The 13,949-nt window shown below is 71.1% G+C and carries 12 protein-coding genes; 4 read left to right on the forward strand and 8 right to left on the reverse strand.

What is annotated here, in order from left to right:
* The first annotated feature begins 104 nt into the window (after positions 1–104).
* Positions 105–4,847: an NAD-glutamate dehydrogenase gene (locus M6B22_RS12210; RefSeq protein WP_269441824.1), complete on the forward strand. Its 4,743-nt coding sequence runs from the start codon at positions 105–107 to the stop codon at positions 4,845–4,847.
* Between the two features lie 130 nt (positions 4,848–4,977).
* Here M6B22_RS12210 and M6B22_RS12215 read toward each other — a convergent pair whose 3' ends face one another.
* The 4 genes from M6B22_RS12215 to M6B22_RS12230 form a co-directional block, all read right to left on the reverse strand.
* The gene (locus M6B22_RS12215) at positions 4,978–5,376 is read right to left on the reverse strand and encodes an ATP-binding protein (RefSeq protein WP_269441825.1); all 399 of its coding nucleotides are present in this window, start codon (positions 5,374–5,376) and stop codon (positions 4,978–4,980) included.
* A gap of 89 nt (positions 5,377–5,465) precedes the next feature.
* Positions 5,466–6,359, reverse strand: coding sequence for a glycerophosphodiester phosphodiesterase (locus M6B22_RS12220; RefSeq protein ID WP_269441826.1), 894 nt, complete (start codon positions 6,357–6,359; stop codon positions 5,466–5,468).
* Between the two features lie 22 nt (positions 6,360–6,381).
* Positions 6,382–6,741 (reverse strand): rhodanese-like domain-containing protein, encoded by a 360-nt coding sequence (locus M6B22_RS12225; RefSeq protein WP_269441827.1) that lies wholly within the window; start codon positions 6,739–6,741, stop codon positions 6,382–6,384.
* A gap of 32 nt (positions 6,742–6,773) precedes the next feature.
* Positions 6,774–7,658, reverse strand: coding sequence for an Fpg/Nei family DNA glycosylase (locus M6B22_RS12230; protein ID WP_269441828.1), 885 nt, complete (start codon positions 7,656–7,658; stop codon positions 6,774–6,776).
* Positions 7,659–7,732: 74 nt separating this feature from the next.
* Between M6B22_RS12230 and M6B22_RS12235 the strand changes: the two genes are divergently transcribed.
* A complete protein-coding gene (locus M6B22_RS12235; RefSeq protein WP_269441829.1) occupies positions 7,733–8,443 on the forward strand; it encodes an ABC transporter ATP-binding protein in 711 nt (236 codons plus the stop codon).
* Positions 8,440–9,198 carry an ABC transporter permease gene (locus M6B22_RS12240; protein ID WP_269441830.1) on the forward strand — a complete coding sequence of 253 codons (759 nt, stop codon included), beginning with the start codon at positions 8,440–8,442 and terminating at the stop codon, positions 9,196–9,198. Before M6B22_RS12235 ends, M6B22_RS12240 begins: the two co-directional genes overlap by 4 nt.
* A gap of 34 nt (positions 9,199–9,232) precedes the next feature.
* Here M6B22_RS12240 and msrA read toward each other — a convergent pair whose 3' ends face one another.
* Positions 9,233–9,871 carry a peptide-methionine (S)-S-oxide reductase MsrA gene (gene msrA, locus M6B22_RS12245; RefSeq protein ID WP_269441831.1) on the reverse strand — a complete coding sequence of 213 codons (639 nt, stop codon included), beginning with the start codon at positions 9,869–9,871 and terminating at the stop codon, positions 9,233–9,235.
* A 76-nt stretch (positions 9,872–9,947) separates the two neighbouring features.
* On the opposite strand from msrA, the gene M6B22_RS12250 reads away from it, so the two are divergent.
* The gene (locus tag M6B22_RS12250) at positions 9,948–10,322 is read left to right on the forward strand and encodes a DUF6191 domain-containing protein (protein ID WP_269441832.1); all 375 of its coding nucleotides are present in this window, start codon (positions 9,948–9,950) and stop codon (positions 10,320–10,322) included.
* Positions 10,323–10,689: 367 nt separating this feature from the next.
* Here the strand turns inward: M6B22_RS12250 and M6B22_RS12255 are convergent, their stop codons facing one another.
* The 3 genes from M6B22_RS12255 to M6B22_RS22200 all read right to left on the reverse strand — a co-directional run bounded on the left by M6B22_RS12255 (position 10,690) and on the right by M6B22_RS22200 (position 13,831).
* Positions 10,690–12,078, reverse strand: coding sequence for a S1C family serine protease (locus tag M6B22_RS12255; RefSeq protein ID WP_269441833.1), 1,389 nt, complete (start codon positions 12,076–12,078; stop codon positions 10,690–10,692).
* 114 nt (positions 12,079–12,192) lie between these two features.
* Complete coding sequence (locus M6B22_RS12260) at positions 12,193–12,486, reverse strand: hypothetical protein (protein WP_269441834.1); 294 nt, start codon at positions 12,484–12,486, stop codon at positions 12,193–12,195.
* Between the two features lie 70 nt (positions 12,487–12,556).
* Positions 12,557–13,831: an endonuclease/exonuclease/phosphatase family protein gene (locus tag M6B22_RS22200; RefSeq protein ID WP_407935694.1), complete on the reverse strand. Its 1,275-nt coding sequence runs from the start codon at positions 13,829–13,831 to the stop codon at positions 12,557–12,559.
* Between the last annotated feature and the right edge of the window lie 118 nt (positions 13,832–13,949).

Raw genomic sequence — 13,949 nt, forward strand, 5'->3', positions numbered from 1 at the left:
GATTGATCGACCGCGCCTCTCCGGCCAGGACGCGCAGCCGGACCGGCGTGGTGCAAGGATGAGTGGCGCTCGCCGTTCGCACGTCACAACGAGGTGACCACGCCATGACCGAGACCCGTCCGGGCACCCCTGCGCCCAGCGGAGTCGATGCCGATACCTTCGCGCGCCGTTTCCTGGCCCACGCCGGCAGCCAGTTGCCCGGCCGGGACGACGACGAGCTGGAGATCCTCGCGAACGAGAACCTCGCCTTCGGCGCGGTGCGGCGGCCGGGTGAGACGTTGCTGCGGCTGCGTGAGCTGGACGCGGACACCAGCGCGATCGAGATCGTCACCTCGGACGCCGCGTTCCTGGTCGACTCGGTCCGGGCCGAGCTGCAGCGCTGCGGCCGGCCCGCCGAGCGGGTGCTGCACCCCCAGGTCGTCGTGCGGCGTGACTCCGACGGCGCGCTCATCGAAGTGCTGGACATCGACGACAACGCCGATGTGCCGCCAGGTGCACTGGTCGAGTCGTGGATGTACATCGAGCTGGACGCGGTGCCCGCCGAGGAGCAGCCGGTCCTGGCCGACGACGTGCGCCGGGTCCTGGCCGACGTGCACCACGCGCTCGACGACGCGCCCGCGATGTACGCCCGGCTGCGGCAGTTGGCGGACGCGCTGAGCGCCGACCCGGGCGAGTTCGACCGCGAGACCAGCGCCGAGGCCGGCGCGCTGCTGCGCTGGCTCGCCGACGGCAACTACATGATCTTGGGGCACGCCGCCTACTCGGCCAACGAGCTGGCCAGCCCGCGTGCCCAGGCGCAGGACGACGACGCCGAGGGGGTGCTGCGCGGGGCCGCCCGGATCTCGCCGCTCGAACTGCTGCCCGCGTACCGCAGCGGCGCCCCGCTGGTGATCTTCAAGTCCCCGCTGGTGTCGACGGTGCGCCGCTCGGTCCGCTACGACTGCGTCACCGTCGTGACGCAGGGTGACGGCAAGCAGATGATCCACGTGTTCCTCGGGTTGATCACGAACGCCGAGGACGGCCTGGTGGGCCGCGTGCCGGTGGTCCGCCGGCGCATCGCCGAGATCCTGCTGCGCTCCGGGGTGCGGGCCGACAGCCACACCGGCCGCCAGCTGCTCGCCGCGTTGCGCACCCTGCCGCGCGACGAACTGCTCGAGGCGCCGACCGGCGACCTGCTGCGGCTGGCCCAGCTGGTGGTGAACCGCGCCGAGCAGAAGACGGTCGGCGTGTTCGCCCGGATCCACCTCAACCGCGACTTCGTCAGCGTGCTGGTGTACTTCCCGGCCGATCGGTTCGGGCCGGAGACGCGGCGCCGGGTCACCGAGGTGATCTCCCGAAACTGGCCGGGCGAGATCATCGGCCGCGACGACCGGATCGTCGAGCTGGACCTGGCCCGGATGCAGTTCCTCATCGCGGTCCGGCCCGGCACGCAGCCGCCGTCGCCGGACCGGCCCGCCGTCGAGGTCGAGGTGGCCGCGGTGACCCGGCGCTGGAGCGACGACCTGCGCGACCTGCTGGTGGCGCAGCGGGGTGAGGAGGCCGCCGAGCGGCTGATCCGGATGTTCACCGGTGCCTTGCCCGAGGGGTACAAGGAGGACTTCGACGCGGCGGCGGGCGCGCGTGACCTGATCACGTTGGACGAGCTGCCGCGCGAGGACGGGCTGGCCTTCCAGCTCTACACGCCCACCGACGAGGACGAGGACGCCGACCGGCGGCTCAAGGTGTTCCGCACCGGCCAGGCCGTCACCCTCGCCCGGGCCCTGCCGATCTTCACCCAGATGGGGATCGAGGTGCTCGACGAGCGGCCCTACGAGATCGCACTGCGCGACGCCCAGGACGTCTGGATCTACGACTTCGGCCTGCGGCTGCCCGCCGGCGTCGACTTCGACGAGGAGCGCTCGACCGCGGTGATCGACGCGCTGCGGCTGCTGTGGCGCGAACAGATCGAGCAGGACGGGTTCAACGCGCTGGTGGTGCGCACCGGGATGTCGTGGTGGCAGGCCAACATCCTGCGCGCCTACGCCAAGTACCTGCGCCAGGCCGGGACCACCTTCAGCCAGGGCTACATCGAGCAGGCGCTCGTCGAGCACGCGGCGCTGGCAGAGGGCATCGTCGAGCTGTTCGAGGCGCGCTTCGACCCCGGGCGTGAGGGTCAGGCGACCGAGCCGCTGGTCGAGCGCATCGAGGCGCAGCTGGCCGAGGTGGCCAGCCTGGACCAGGACCACATCCTGCGCTCGCTGCTCGCGCTCGTCCGCGGCACGCTGCGAACCAACGCCTACCGGCTGGACGACGACGGCAACCGGCGCACCGCGCTGGCGATGAAGCTCGACCCGCGCGAGATCCCGGACCTGCCCGAACCCCGGCCCCGGTTCGAGATCTGGGTCTACTCCCCGCGCGTCGAGGGCGTGCACCTGCGTTTCGGCGCCGTCGCCCGCGGCGGGCTGCGCTGGTCGGACCGGCGCGAGGACTTCCGCACCGAGGTGCTCGGCCTGGTCAAGGCACAGATGGTCAAGAACGCGGTCATCGTCCCAACCGGCTCCAAGGGCGGCTTCGTCCCCAAGCAACTGCCCGATCCCGCCGACCGCGATGCATGGCTGGCCGAGGGGATCGCCTGCTACCGCATGTTCATCTCCTGCCTGCTGGACGTGACCGACAACTACGTCACCGACGCCTCGGGCGCGCAGACGATCGTGCCGCCGCCGCAGACCCGGCGCTACGACGGCGACGACCCGTACCTGGTGGTCGCGGCCGACAAGGGCACCGCCACGTTCAGCGACATCGCGAACGGGATCTCGGCCGACTACGGCTTCTGGCTCGGCGACGCGTTCGCCAGCGGCGGCTCGGTCGGCTACGACCACAAGGCGATGGGCATCACCGCGCGCGGCGCGTGGGAGTCGGTGAAGTACCACTTCCGCGAGCTGGGGCTGGACACCCAGACGCAGGACTTCACCGTTGTCGGCATCGGAGACATGTCCGGCGACGTGTTCGGTAACGGCATGTTGCTGTCCGAGCACATCCGGCTGGTCGCTGCCTTCGATCACCGGCACGTCTTCCTCGATCCCGACCCGGACGCCGCGAGCTCGTTCGCCGAGCGCCGCCGGCTCTACGGGATGCCGCGCTCGTCCTGGGCCGACTACGACACCTCGCTCATCTCCGCGGGCGGCGGGGTGTACCCGCGCACCCTCAAGGCGATCCCGATCAGCCCGCAGGTCGCCGCGCGGCTCGGGCTGCCGGCCACGACCAGCAAGCTCACCCCCACCGACCTGATCCACGCGATCCTGCTCGCGCCGGTGGACCTGCTCTGGAACGGCGGCATCGGCACGTACGTCAAGGCATCGACCGAGCCGCAGACGGCGGCCGGTGACAAGGCGAACGACGCGCTGCGGGCCAACGGCGCCGAACTGCGCGCCCGCGTCGTCGGCGAGGGCGGCAACCTCGGCTTCACCCAGTTGGGCCGCATCGAGTACGCGCGGGCGGGAGGGCAGATCAACACCGATGCGATCGACAACTCCGCCGGGGTGGACACGTCCGATCACGAGGTGAACCTGAAGATCCTGCTGAACCGGTCCGTCGCGGCGGGGACGATCACCGTCGCCGAGCGCAACGACCTGCTCGCGTCCGTCACCGAGGACGTCGCGGCACACGTGCTGCGCGACAACTACGAGCAGAACGTGCTGCTGGGCATGGCGCGCAAGCTGAGCCCGGCGTTGATCAGCGTGCACCAGCGGTTCATCCAGGCGCTCGAGACCGCCGGCGAGCTGGACCGCACGCTGGAGTTCCTGCCGTCGGACAAGGAGATCGCCGCGCGCGAGGCCGAGGGCATCGGCCTGGTCTCGCCGGAGAACTCGGTACTCGTCGCGTACTCGAAGATGACCCTCACCCGCAAGCTGGAGTCCTCGACGCTGCCGGACGAACCCTGGTTCCGCCGTGCCCTGGCCGGCTACTTCCCGCCGGCGATCGCCTCCCGCTTCGCCGACGAGTTGGACAAGCACCCGTTGCAGCGCGAGATCATCACCACCGTCGTCGTCAACGACATGATCAACCGCAGCGGGACGACGTTCGTTCACCGGGCGATCGAGGAGACCGGTGGCGACGCCGCCGAGATCACCCGCGCGTACAGCGTGGTCCGCGAGGTGTTCGGCCTCGGTGAGCTGTGGGCGGAGCTGGAGAGCCTGGACAACAAGGTCCCGACCGATGCGCAGCACGCCGGGTACCAGGAGATCCGCCGCCTCGTCGACCGGGCGACGCGCTGGCTGGTCGACGTCCGGTTCCCGATCTCGGACGTCGCGGCCGAGATCGACCGGTTCGGCCCCACGCTGCGCGAGCTCGGCCCGCGCATCGCCGAGCTGGTGCGCGGCGCCGAGCTGGCCGACATCCACGGCGAGACGGCACGGCTGGTCGAGCTGGGCCTGCCGACCGAGCTGGCGACGACGCTTGCGCAGCTGCTCAGCACGTTCCTGCTGCTGGACGTGGTCGAGATCGCCAACGCCAGCGAGCACTCACCGGCCGAGATCGCCGAGTTGCACTTCGCGCTGTCGGACCAGTTCTACGTCGACGAGATGCTGACCGCGGTGACCGCGTTGCCGCGAGATGACCGCTGGACGACCCTGGCACGCGCGGCGATGCGGCACGACGTGTACGCGGCGCTGTCGGCGATCACCACGGCAGTGCTGCGCGGCACCGACGACGCGCTGAGCGCCGATGACCGGACGCAGGTGTGGAGCGAGGCGAACATCGAACGCGTCGAGCGGGCGCGTTCGACCGTGCGCGCCGCGCTCGACCGGGACACGATCGACCTGGCGACGTTGTCGGTGGCACTGCGTGTGATGCGCGGCCTGCCCACCTGATCGCTGCCGCTTCCCCCCTGCTGCGACGGAAAATCGGCGCGAATTCTGGTAACAGGGTGGGGGGAGCGAAGCAAAGCGGGGCGGGAGGGCCCGGTTGGATCGGCCCGACGTGATCAAGAAAGCGACGTGATCAAGAAATCGACGCGACGCGGTGCACCGGCACGTGCGCCCAGACCCGCTTGCCGGAACGCAGCGGCACAACGCCCCAGTCGTCGGACACCGCGGCCACGATCTGCAGCCCACGGCCGGACGGTTCGGTGCTGCCGGGCGTACGCGGGCGCGGCGGTTCGGTGCTGGCGTCGGTGACCTCCACCGTCACCCCGTCCGGATCGAGCTCCCAGCGGACGGCGAGCGGGCCGTCGTCCGCCCTCGGCGTGTGCCGGACGGCGTTGCCGACGAGCTCGCTGAGGACCAGCACCACCTCGTCGATGGACTCCGGTTCGATGCCGCGCTCGGCGAGGTCGGCGCCGACCCTGCGGCGCACCAGCCCCGCGCTGGTCGGCTCGTGCCGGACCTCAATGGCGGACACCGCTCGCCTGCTCTCCTCCGACCGCAATTCCCCCGGACCTGTCGTTGATACCCGAGCCGCGCCGCCGGTTAACCGCCCGGGCTGTTCGCTCACACCCCGTCCACCTGGGCGATCACCTCGGCGGGGCGGTTGGTGATGATCGTGTCGACCCCCAGGCGCAGCACGTGCTCGACGTCGGCGGGATCGTCGACCGTCCAGACGTAGACCCGGTGCCCGCGGGCGTGCGCCCGGGCGACGAAGCCCGGATCGGCGCGCAGCAGGTGCAGGCCGGGTCCGGCGATCGGGACGCCGGCCGGCAGCATCCCCTCGCGGCGCACCGGATACAGCCGCTCCATCAGCAGCACCGTGGGGATGTCCGGCGCGAGCAGCTTGACCCGGCGCAGCGCGGTGGGCGCGAAACTCATCACGGTCACCGGGTTGCTCAGGTCGGCCGGTTCGCGCAGCGACTCCCCGGGTCCGGCTCGCCCGGCCCAGCCGAAGCGGCGCAGCAGCTCGACGAGCTCCTTCTCGACCAGCCCGCCGTAGCGGGTCGGGTGCTTGGTCTCGATCAGCAGCCCCACCCGGCGGTCGGCGTCGCGGACCAGTTCGAGCAGCCGCTCCAGCGTGAGCACGCCGCCGGACAGCGTCACCAGGTCGGGCGCGACACCGGACAGGTACGGCGCCGCGTTCACCAGGTCGTCGGCCGAGGCGGGCAGGTCGCCGTGCCATGACGAGAAGTCCAGCGCGCTGAGTGCTGCCAGGTCGAACTCGCTGACCACACCGCGGCCGTCCGAGGTCCGGTTCACCGTGCGGTCGTGCACGCAGACCAGGTGCCCGTCCCGGGTGAGCCGCACGTCGCACTCCAGCGCGTCCGCCCCGGACTCGATCGCGCTGAGGTAGGCAGCCAGGGTGTGCTCGGCCACGTCGAGTGACGCGCCGCGGTGGGCGACGATCAGCGGCCGGTCCGGCGGCTCGATCGCGGCGCGGGCTGCGCGGGGTCTCACCCGTCCATCGTGCCCGAAGCGCTCAGAGCACCTGCGGCGGCGCTCCGGTCTCGCTCACCATCGCGCGGCCGGCCTGTGCCCAGGCGTGCATGCCGCCGGCGATGTTCACCGCGTCGTAGCCGTTCTTGACCAGCCAGGCGGTCACCTGTCCGGAGCGGCCGCCCACGGCACACACGACGTGCACCCGCCGGTCCGTCGGGATGCGGTCCGGCTCGTAGTGGACGGTGGTGGGGACGCTGTTCATCGGGACGTGGACCGCGCCGGGGATGTGCCCGGCCTGCCACTCGTAGGGCTCGCGCACGTCCAGCACCGTGCCGTCCGCGGTCAGGTCTTCAGGCAGGTCGGCAACCGACGCGGACGGGGGCGCGGAGAAGAAGCTCACCGCCCCAGTCTGCCGCAGCGGCTCGGGGTGGCTCAGCGCAGCAGGCGGGACATGCGGCGGTCGGCCAGTTCGCGGCCCTCGGTCTGGCAGGTCGGGCAGTACTGGAACGAGCGGTCGGCGAAGGAGACGGTGCCGATCGAGTCGCCGCAGACCGGGCAGGGCAGCCCGCCGCGCGCGTGCACCTGCAGCCCGCTGCGCTTCTCCCCCTTCAGGGTGGCCGCCCGCTGCCCGACCGACCGCTCCACCGCGGCGGTCAACACCGACCCGATCGCGTCGTGCAGCCGGGTGATCTCGGCGTCGGTGAGCTTGGCCGCGAGCTTGAACGGCGAGAGCCGGGCGGCATGCAGGATCTCATCGGAGTAGGCGTTGCCGATGCCGGCGATCACGGACTGGTGGGTGATCGCGCGCTTGAGCTGGGCGCGCTCGCCGGCCAGTAGGCCGGCCAGCTGGTCGCGGGTGAGTGACAGCGCGTCCGGCCCGAGCTGGGCGATGCCGGGGACCTGCCGCGGGTCGGTGACCAGGTAGATCGCCAGCCGCTTCTGGGTGCCCGCCTCGGTCAGGTCGAAACCCGAGCTCGGCCCGGCCGGGAACTCAGGCGCCAGGTGCAGCCGGAACGCGAGCGGTCCGCGTCCGGGCTTCGGCGGCGCCGGGCTGAGCTGCTCGCGCCACTGCAGCCAGCCGGCGCGAGACAGGTGGGTGATCAGGTGCAGGCGGTCCGACCCGTCCCCGACGTCCAGCGAGAGGAACTTGCCGTACCGCGAGGCGCCGCTCACCACGGCCCCGTTCAGCGCGGACAGCGGTGGATCGAACGTCTTCACCGCGCTGAACGACGCGACGTCGGTGCGCACCACTGCGCGTCCGGCGGCCCGCTCGCGCAGGAAGCTCGCGAGCGCCTCGACCTCGGGCAACTCAGGCACGCGTCCAGATTACGGTGCGCCCGGACCGCGGCGTGGTGCTTGCCGTGTGCCACCGGCACCGACAGCATCACCGTGTGCAGGCATACGCCGTGACCGCCGATGGGCTGAGCGTGGTGCGCGGCGGGGTCGAGGTGCTGCGGGGGATCAGCGTCGAGATCGCCACGGGCGGCGTGACCGGCCTGCTCGGGCCGAGCGGGTCGGGCAAGACCACGTTGCTGCGCTGCATCCTCGGGCTGCAGCGGATCGCGCGGGGCACCGTGTGCGTACTCGGCCGGCCGAACGGGGACCCGGCGTTGCGCACCGAGGTCGGCTACGCCACCCAGGAGGCCTCCGTCTACGACGACCTCACGGTCGCGCAGAACCTGCGCTACTTCGCCGCGCTGCTCGGCACTCCTGCCGCGGACGTGGTTCGCGTGATCGAGGCGGTACAGCTGGGCGGCTACGCCGATCGGCTCGCCGGACGGCTCTCCGGCGGGCAGCGTTCGCGGGTCAGCCTGGCGGTCGCGATGCTCGGGACGCCCCGGCTGCTGGTGCTGGACGAGCCGACCGTCGGGCTGGACCCGCTGCTACGCGAGGACCTCTGGACCCTGTTCCATCGCGTGGCCGCGGACGGCGTCAGCGTGCTGGTGTCCAGTCACGTGATGGACGAGGCGGACCGGTGCGACCGGTTGCTGCTGCTGCGCGAAGGAGCGGTGCTCGCCCACGACACCCCGGCAGCGCTGAAGGACCGCACCGGCACCGGTTCGATGGAGGCCGCGTTCCTCACCCTGGTGCGCTCCGGGTGAGCCTCGGGACGACCGCCGTGGGGCGTAGCGCGGTGCGGACCGGGGCCACGGCCGGCAGGGTGCTGCGGCAGCTGCGGCACGACCCGCGCAGCGTGGTGCTGATGATCGTGGTGCCGTCGCTGCTCATGGTGCTGCTGCGTTACATGTACGACTCGCGCGCGGTGTTCGACCGCATCGCGCCCGCCCTGCTCGGGTTCTTTCCGTTCCTGATGATGTTCCTGATCACCTCGATCACGATGTTGCGCGAGCGGCGTGGCGGAACGCTGGAGCGGCTGTTGACCACGCCGATCGGGCGGCTCGATCTCATTGCCGGGTACGGCGTCGCGTTCTCGCTGTTGGCCCTGGTCGAGGTTCTCGTCGCGGTGCTCGTCAGCGTGTGGCTGGGGCTGTCGATTGCCGGCTCGTTGCTCTGGTTGCTGGTTGTCGCGGTCCTCAACGCACTGCTCGGCGTCGCCCTCGGCTTGCTGGCGAGCGCGTTCGCGCGCACCGAGTTCCAGGCGCTGCAGTTCATGCCGGTCCTCGTGCTGCCGCAGTTGCTGCTGTGCGGGCTGTTCCAGCCGCGCGGGCAGATGGCGAGCGTGCTGCGCTGGCTCTCGGACGTGATGCCGCTGTCGTACGCGGTCGATGCGCTGCAAACGGTGACGAGCGCGAGCTCGCTGAGCGGGACGTACTGGCGGGACGCGGCCGTCGTCGGCGGGTGCGTGGCGCTCGGCCTGGTGCTGGCCGCCGTGACGCTGCGCCGCCGCTCTGCCTGACGGGGAAGCCAGGGCTAGCGGGGGAAGTCCAGGGCTAGCGGGGGAAGTCCAAGCCGGTTGCCGCGTGGCAGCGGTACCCGTTCGGGTTCTTGGCCAGGTACTGCTGGTGGTAGCCCTCGGCGTAGTAGAACGGGCCGAGCGGGGCGATCTCCGTGCCGACCCGGTCGAAGCCGCGCGCCTGCAGGAACGCCGAATAGGTCGCCTTCGCCTCCTCGGCCACGGCGCGCTGCTCCTCGCTCGTGTAGTAGATCGCCGAGCGGTACTGGGTACCGATGTCGTTGCCCTGGCGCATGCCCTGTGTCGGGTCGTGCACCTCGAAGAAGCGGGCAACCAGTTCACCGAACTCGACCAGGGCGGGGTCGTAGGCCACCAGCACCGACTCGGTGTGACCGGTGCGCCCGGTGCAGACCTCCTCGTAGGTGGGGTGCGGGCTGAAGCCGCCGGCGTACCCGACGGCAGTGGTCCAGACCCCCTCGGTCTGCCAGAAGATCTCCTCGGCGCCCCAGAAGCAGCCGAGCCCGAACACCACCGTGCGGATCCCGTCCGGGAACGGCGGCTGGATCGGTCGGCCGTTGACGTGGTGCGTCGCGGGCACGGTGAACGGGTAGTCGGCCCGGCCCCGCAGCGCGTGCTCGGGGCTGATCAGGTCGGTCTTGGGATGCGAGAAGAGCATGACCTCAGGCTACGAGCGCGCGCCGATCGCGGCCACCGTGACGCGATAGCGATCAGGACGACGTAATCTGGCAGCTATGACGCAGTGGGGTCTGGACACCCTCTTCAATCCCGCCAAGAGGCACATGGATGAGGAGAAGCGTCGGCTGCAGTCGACCCGCGAGGAGGTCGGCGACAGTTCAGGTGGGAAGCGGATCGACCTCGAGTCCGGCAAGGTCCGGATCCGGCGCGACGATCGGGGCGTCCCGCGCGAGGAGGAGGATTCGGCCGCCGAACTGGTGGACGGTGCTGCTGCCGCCGCTGCCGAGGACGCCGCTGCCGAGGACACCGCACCCGAGCACTCCGCTCCCGACGCGACCGCCGCCGGCGCGGTCGAGCCGGGTTCGCCGGTGACGATCGCCGGATCGGCCGCCGAGCGGGCGGCCGCGCGTCGGCGCCGCGCGGCCAAGTAGCCGGCGCCCGCTCGATCGCGAAGCCCGGTTAAATCGCGAAACCCCCAGTGGGCGGGGGTTCCACTGGGGGCTTCATCGCGATCTCGGACCAGTTCCGGTGAGCGGGGGTTCCACCGGCGTTCGGACGTTGATCATTTTCGTCCTCGTGATCGGTTAGCGGGGGGGTTCACCGATCGGTCGGACTGTTCAGTTATCGGCTCGGTGGCCGCGGACTTGAGTCGAAGATCGAACTGAAGTTCCGCGCTTCTCGAACCCGCGTCATGGACGCAAACAGAACTATGCCGTGAAGTGTGTGTGAAGTCAAGTTGAGTTCCAAACTATTTAGCTTACATCGATGTAACTTGATCGGGCCGCGACACGGCGGCGGTCAGCTGGCGGACTCGCCGAGCGTGAGCGTCACCGTCGTGCTGTTCCCGCCCCGGGAGTAGGTGAGCTTGACCTGCTGGCCCGGAGCGTGGGAGCGGACCGCGGCCACCAGCGCGTCGGCCTCGTCGATGCGCTGCCCGGCCAGGGCGGTGACCACGTCGCCGACTCGCAGCCCGGCCTTGTCCGCCGGGGATCCGCTGGTGACGCTGCGAATGACCGCCCCACTGCCCTGCGTCGCGCTCCCGCCGACGCTGACCCCGAGCACCGCGTGGGTGGCCTTGCCGGTCGAGATGAGCTCGGTCGCGATCCGGCTCGCCTCGTCCGACGGGATGGCGAAGCCGATGCCGATGTTGCCCGACGAGCTCTGCTGCCCGGGCAGCTGCAGGCCGCCGCTGGACTGGTCGGTCGCGATCGCGGCGTTGATGCCGACCACGTCCCCGTTGAGATTCACCAGCGGACCACCGGAGTTCCCGGGGTTGATCGCGGCGTCGGTCTGCACCGCGTTGAACACGGCCTGATCGTTGCTGCTGTCCCCGGTCGTGACGGGGCGCGCGGTGTTGCTGACGATCCCGGCGGTGACCGTGTCGGACAGCCCGAGCGGGGCCCCCACGGCCACCACGGTCTGACCGACCTGCAGCGCGGACGAGCTGGCGAACGTCGCCGCGGTCAGGCCGGTCAGCTTCACCTTGAGCACGGCCAGATCGTCGGACGGATCGGTTCCGACGACCGTCGCGGGGACGGTGCGCCCGTCGGCCAGGGTGACCTTGATGGTGCCGTTGCCACCGGTGGCCGTCGCGATCACATGATTGTTGGTGAGGATGTAACCGTCCTGGCGGATGATCACGCCAGAACCGGTGTCACTCTCCTGGGGCGATGTGACGTTGATCGTGACCACGCTGGGGCCGATCTTCGCGGCGGCCGCGGTGACGGTGCCGTCGACCTTGGCCGCCGGCGCCGGCTGCGTGCTGAACGCCAGCCCCGCCGAGGGTGCCGTCGTCGCGTTGTCCCGGACGAGGGCAACCGTCCCGGCCCCGACGCCACCGCCGATCAGCGCGGCGATCACGGCGGCGGCCAGCACGGTGCGCCGCCCGGCCGCGGGACGCTGCGCCTGCTGCGGGCCGGCAGGGTGCGGTCCGGCAGGGTGCAGCTGGCCGGTCTCGGGTGCCTCGCCCGCCGGTCCGAACGCGCCGAGCGGCTGCTGCGCGTAGAGCGGGTACTGCGGCTCGGCCGGCTGGTACGGCTGGTATGGCTGATACGGCTGGTACGCCGCCCCGGACGGCTGCTGTGGGCCGGCCTGCTGTGGGCCTGCCTGCCGTGGTGCTGTGTCCGGCTGCTGAGGGTCGTTCGCGTTCGGCTGGTTCGGCTGGTTCGGCTGGTTCGGCTCGGTCATGCCGTCCAGGGTCGGCTGCGGCTCTGTGCGCTACCTGTGACCAAGCCGTGCGTTGCCGAGGGCTGGTGCCGAGAGCTGGTGCCGAGGGCTGGTGCCGAGGGCTGGTGCCGAGGGCTAGGCGGGCTCCGCGACGTCCTGCTCCCACCCGCCGCCGTGGGTGCGCTGGATCAGGTCGTTCACGATCGGTCCGATCACCTGCGGGAAGCCGGCCAGTTGTACCCCGATGCTGTACCGGTCGGTGGTCACGCCGCTGGCCGGGTCGGACTCGTCCAGCGTCATCCGCTCGCTGAGCGTGAGCATCTGGAACGCGATGCCCCGCGCGTTCAAGAACGCGGTGACGCGCTGCACCTCCGCGTCGTCGACCGTCTGCAGGAACACCTGACCGCTGAGCCACCCCGTCATGTCCATGGACCCGATTGTGCAACCCGCCGCGCCCCAGGCCCGCAGCGAGTTGCAGCGAGTTGCACAATCGGGCAGGTCAGGGCGTGAAGGCCAGCACCTGCGGGTCGTGATCGCTCGTCTGGTTCGTGTACTCGGCGTTGACGTGCACCACCTGGTAGTTAATGCCGCGCACCGCCCGGGTGACCAGGATGTGGTCGAGCACCTGCGAGATGCCGTTGTACACGTAGGTGTACTGCTGGTCGGCCGGCAGCGTGGTGATCAGGTCGGTCAGGCTCGCCGGCCCCGTCCCGGCCGCGTTCCCGGTCCGCAGCACGGCCAGCGCGGCGCTGAACTGGTAGTCGTTCAGGTCACCGAGCACGACCACCTCCGCCTTCTTTTCCACGTCCAGCAGCGACCGGACGAATTGGTGCACGACCAGCGCCTGCCCGGCGCGCTGCACCGTCGAGGACTGCTCGGGGTACTGGAAGCGCCCGTCGGCGTTCTGGTCGCCCAGCTTGGAGTCGAAGTGGTTGGCGATCACGATGACCCGCTGGCCGCGGAAGCTGAACTCCCCGGCCAGGGGCTTGCGGCTGTCCGTCCAGACCGGGTTGGTCGGGTCGATCCGCCCCGGCGACAGGCTCAGCGCCGCCTTGCCGTGCGACTTGACCGCCTGGGTGCCGGTGGTGGAGCGGTCGACGGACGTGCTGCCGGTGTCGACGAAGCTCACCCGGCTCGGGTCGTACAGGAACGCGACCCGGATGTTGCCGCCGGGCTGCCCGCCGTCCTTGTCGTTGACCGGGTCGATCTCGCGCCACTGGTAGGACGGCCCGCCGGCGGCACTGATCGCGGCGGTCAGCTTGGCCAGCGTCTGGTCGGCGGCCACGGTGCCGTCGTCGCGCGAGCCGGTGTTGTCCTGCACCTCCTCCAGCGCCACGATGTCCGGCGCGGCCAGGTTCGTGACCACGCCCTGCGCCAGCGCCTGGTACTTGGCCGCCGAGTCGCCCTGGGCGAGGTTCTCGACGTTGTACGTGGCGATGGACAGCTGGCGGGTCCCGGCGGGCTGGGCGACGACGGGCGCCGGGTGGTTGCGCTGCGGTGTGCCGACTGTGGTCGCGTCCAGGGCGTAGCCGCCGAAGGAGGACCAGTCGATCGGGCCCACCGTCGCGCCGGCCAGCACGTCGCCGACGTCCAGCCCGAGATCGGCGCCGTTCGCGGTGACCACCTCGAGCCGGCCGGACGGGGTCGCGTTCTCGGCGAGAACCTCGGTGCCGCCGCGGTAGGTGCGGTTCTGGTCGGGCTTGGTGGTGACGTACTGCTCGCCGTACTTGTTGGACGGGCCCACGACGCGCGCGTTGTCGACCTCCACGCGCATGCCCTCGAGCGACTCGTAGAAGTCGAGCGCGGAGCGATCCGGCGTGATCGGGGTGTCCTCGATGTTGCCGCCGCCGAGGTCCGGTGCGTAGGTGTCCGGGACGGTGGCCGGGGTGAGC

Origin of the sequence: Jatrophihabitans cynanchi, from assembly GCF_027247405.1 — a bacterium.
Lineage (GTDB): Bacteria > Actinomycetota > Actinomycetes > Mycobacteriales > Jatrophihabitantaceae > Jatrophihabitans_B > Jatrophihabitans_B cynanchi.

What these genes read in the sequence shown, in the direction of transcription:
- M6B22_RS12210 (WP_269441824.1), top strand. Translation starts at nt 105, where the DNA reads ATGACCGAGACCCGTCCGGGCACCCCTGCGCCCAGCGGAGTCGATGCC.
- msrA (WP_269441831.1), bottom strand. Translation starts at nt 9,871, where the DNA reads ATGCTCTTCTCGCATCCCAAGACCGACCTGATCAGCCCCGAGCACGCG.
- M6B22_RS12250 (WP_269441832.1), top strand. Translation starts at nt 9,948, where the DNA reads ATGACGCAGTGGGGTCTGGACACCCTCTTCAATCCCGCCAAGAGGCAC.
- M6B22_RS12255 (WP_269441833.1), bottom strand. Translation starts at nt 12,078, where the DNA reads ATGACCGAGCCGAACCAGCCGAACCAGCCGAACCAGCCGAACGCGAAC.
- M6B22_RS12260 (WP_269441834.1), bottom strand. Translation starts at nt 12,486, where the DNA reads ATGGACATGACGGGGTGGCTCAGCGGTCAGGTGTTCCTGCAGACGGTC.
- M6B22_RS22200 (WP_407935694.1), bottom strand. Translation starts at nt 13,831, where the DNA reads ATGCGCGTGGAGGTCGACAACGCGCGCGTCGTGGGCCCGTCCAACAAG.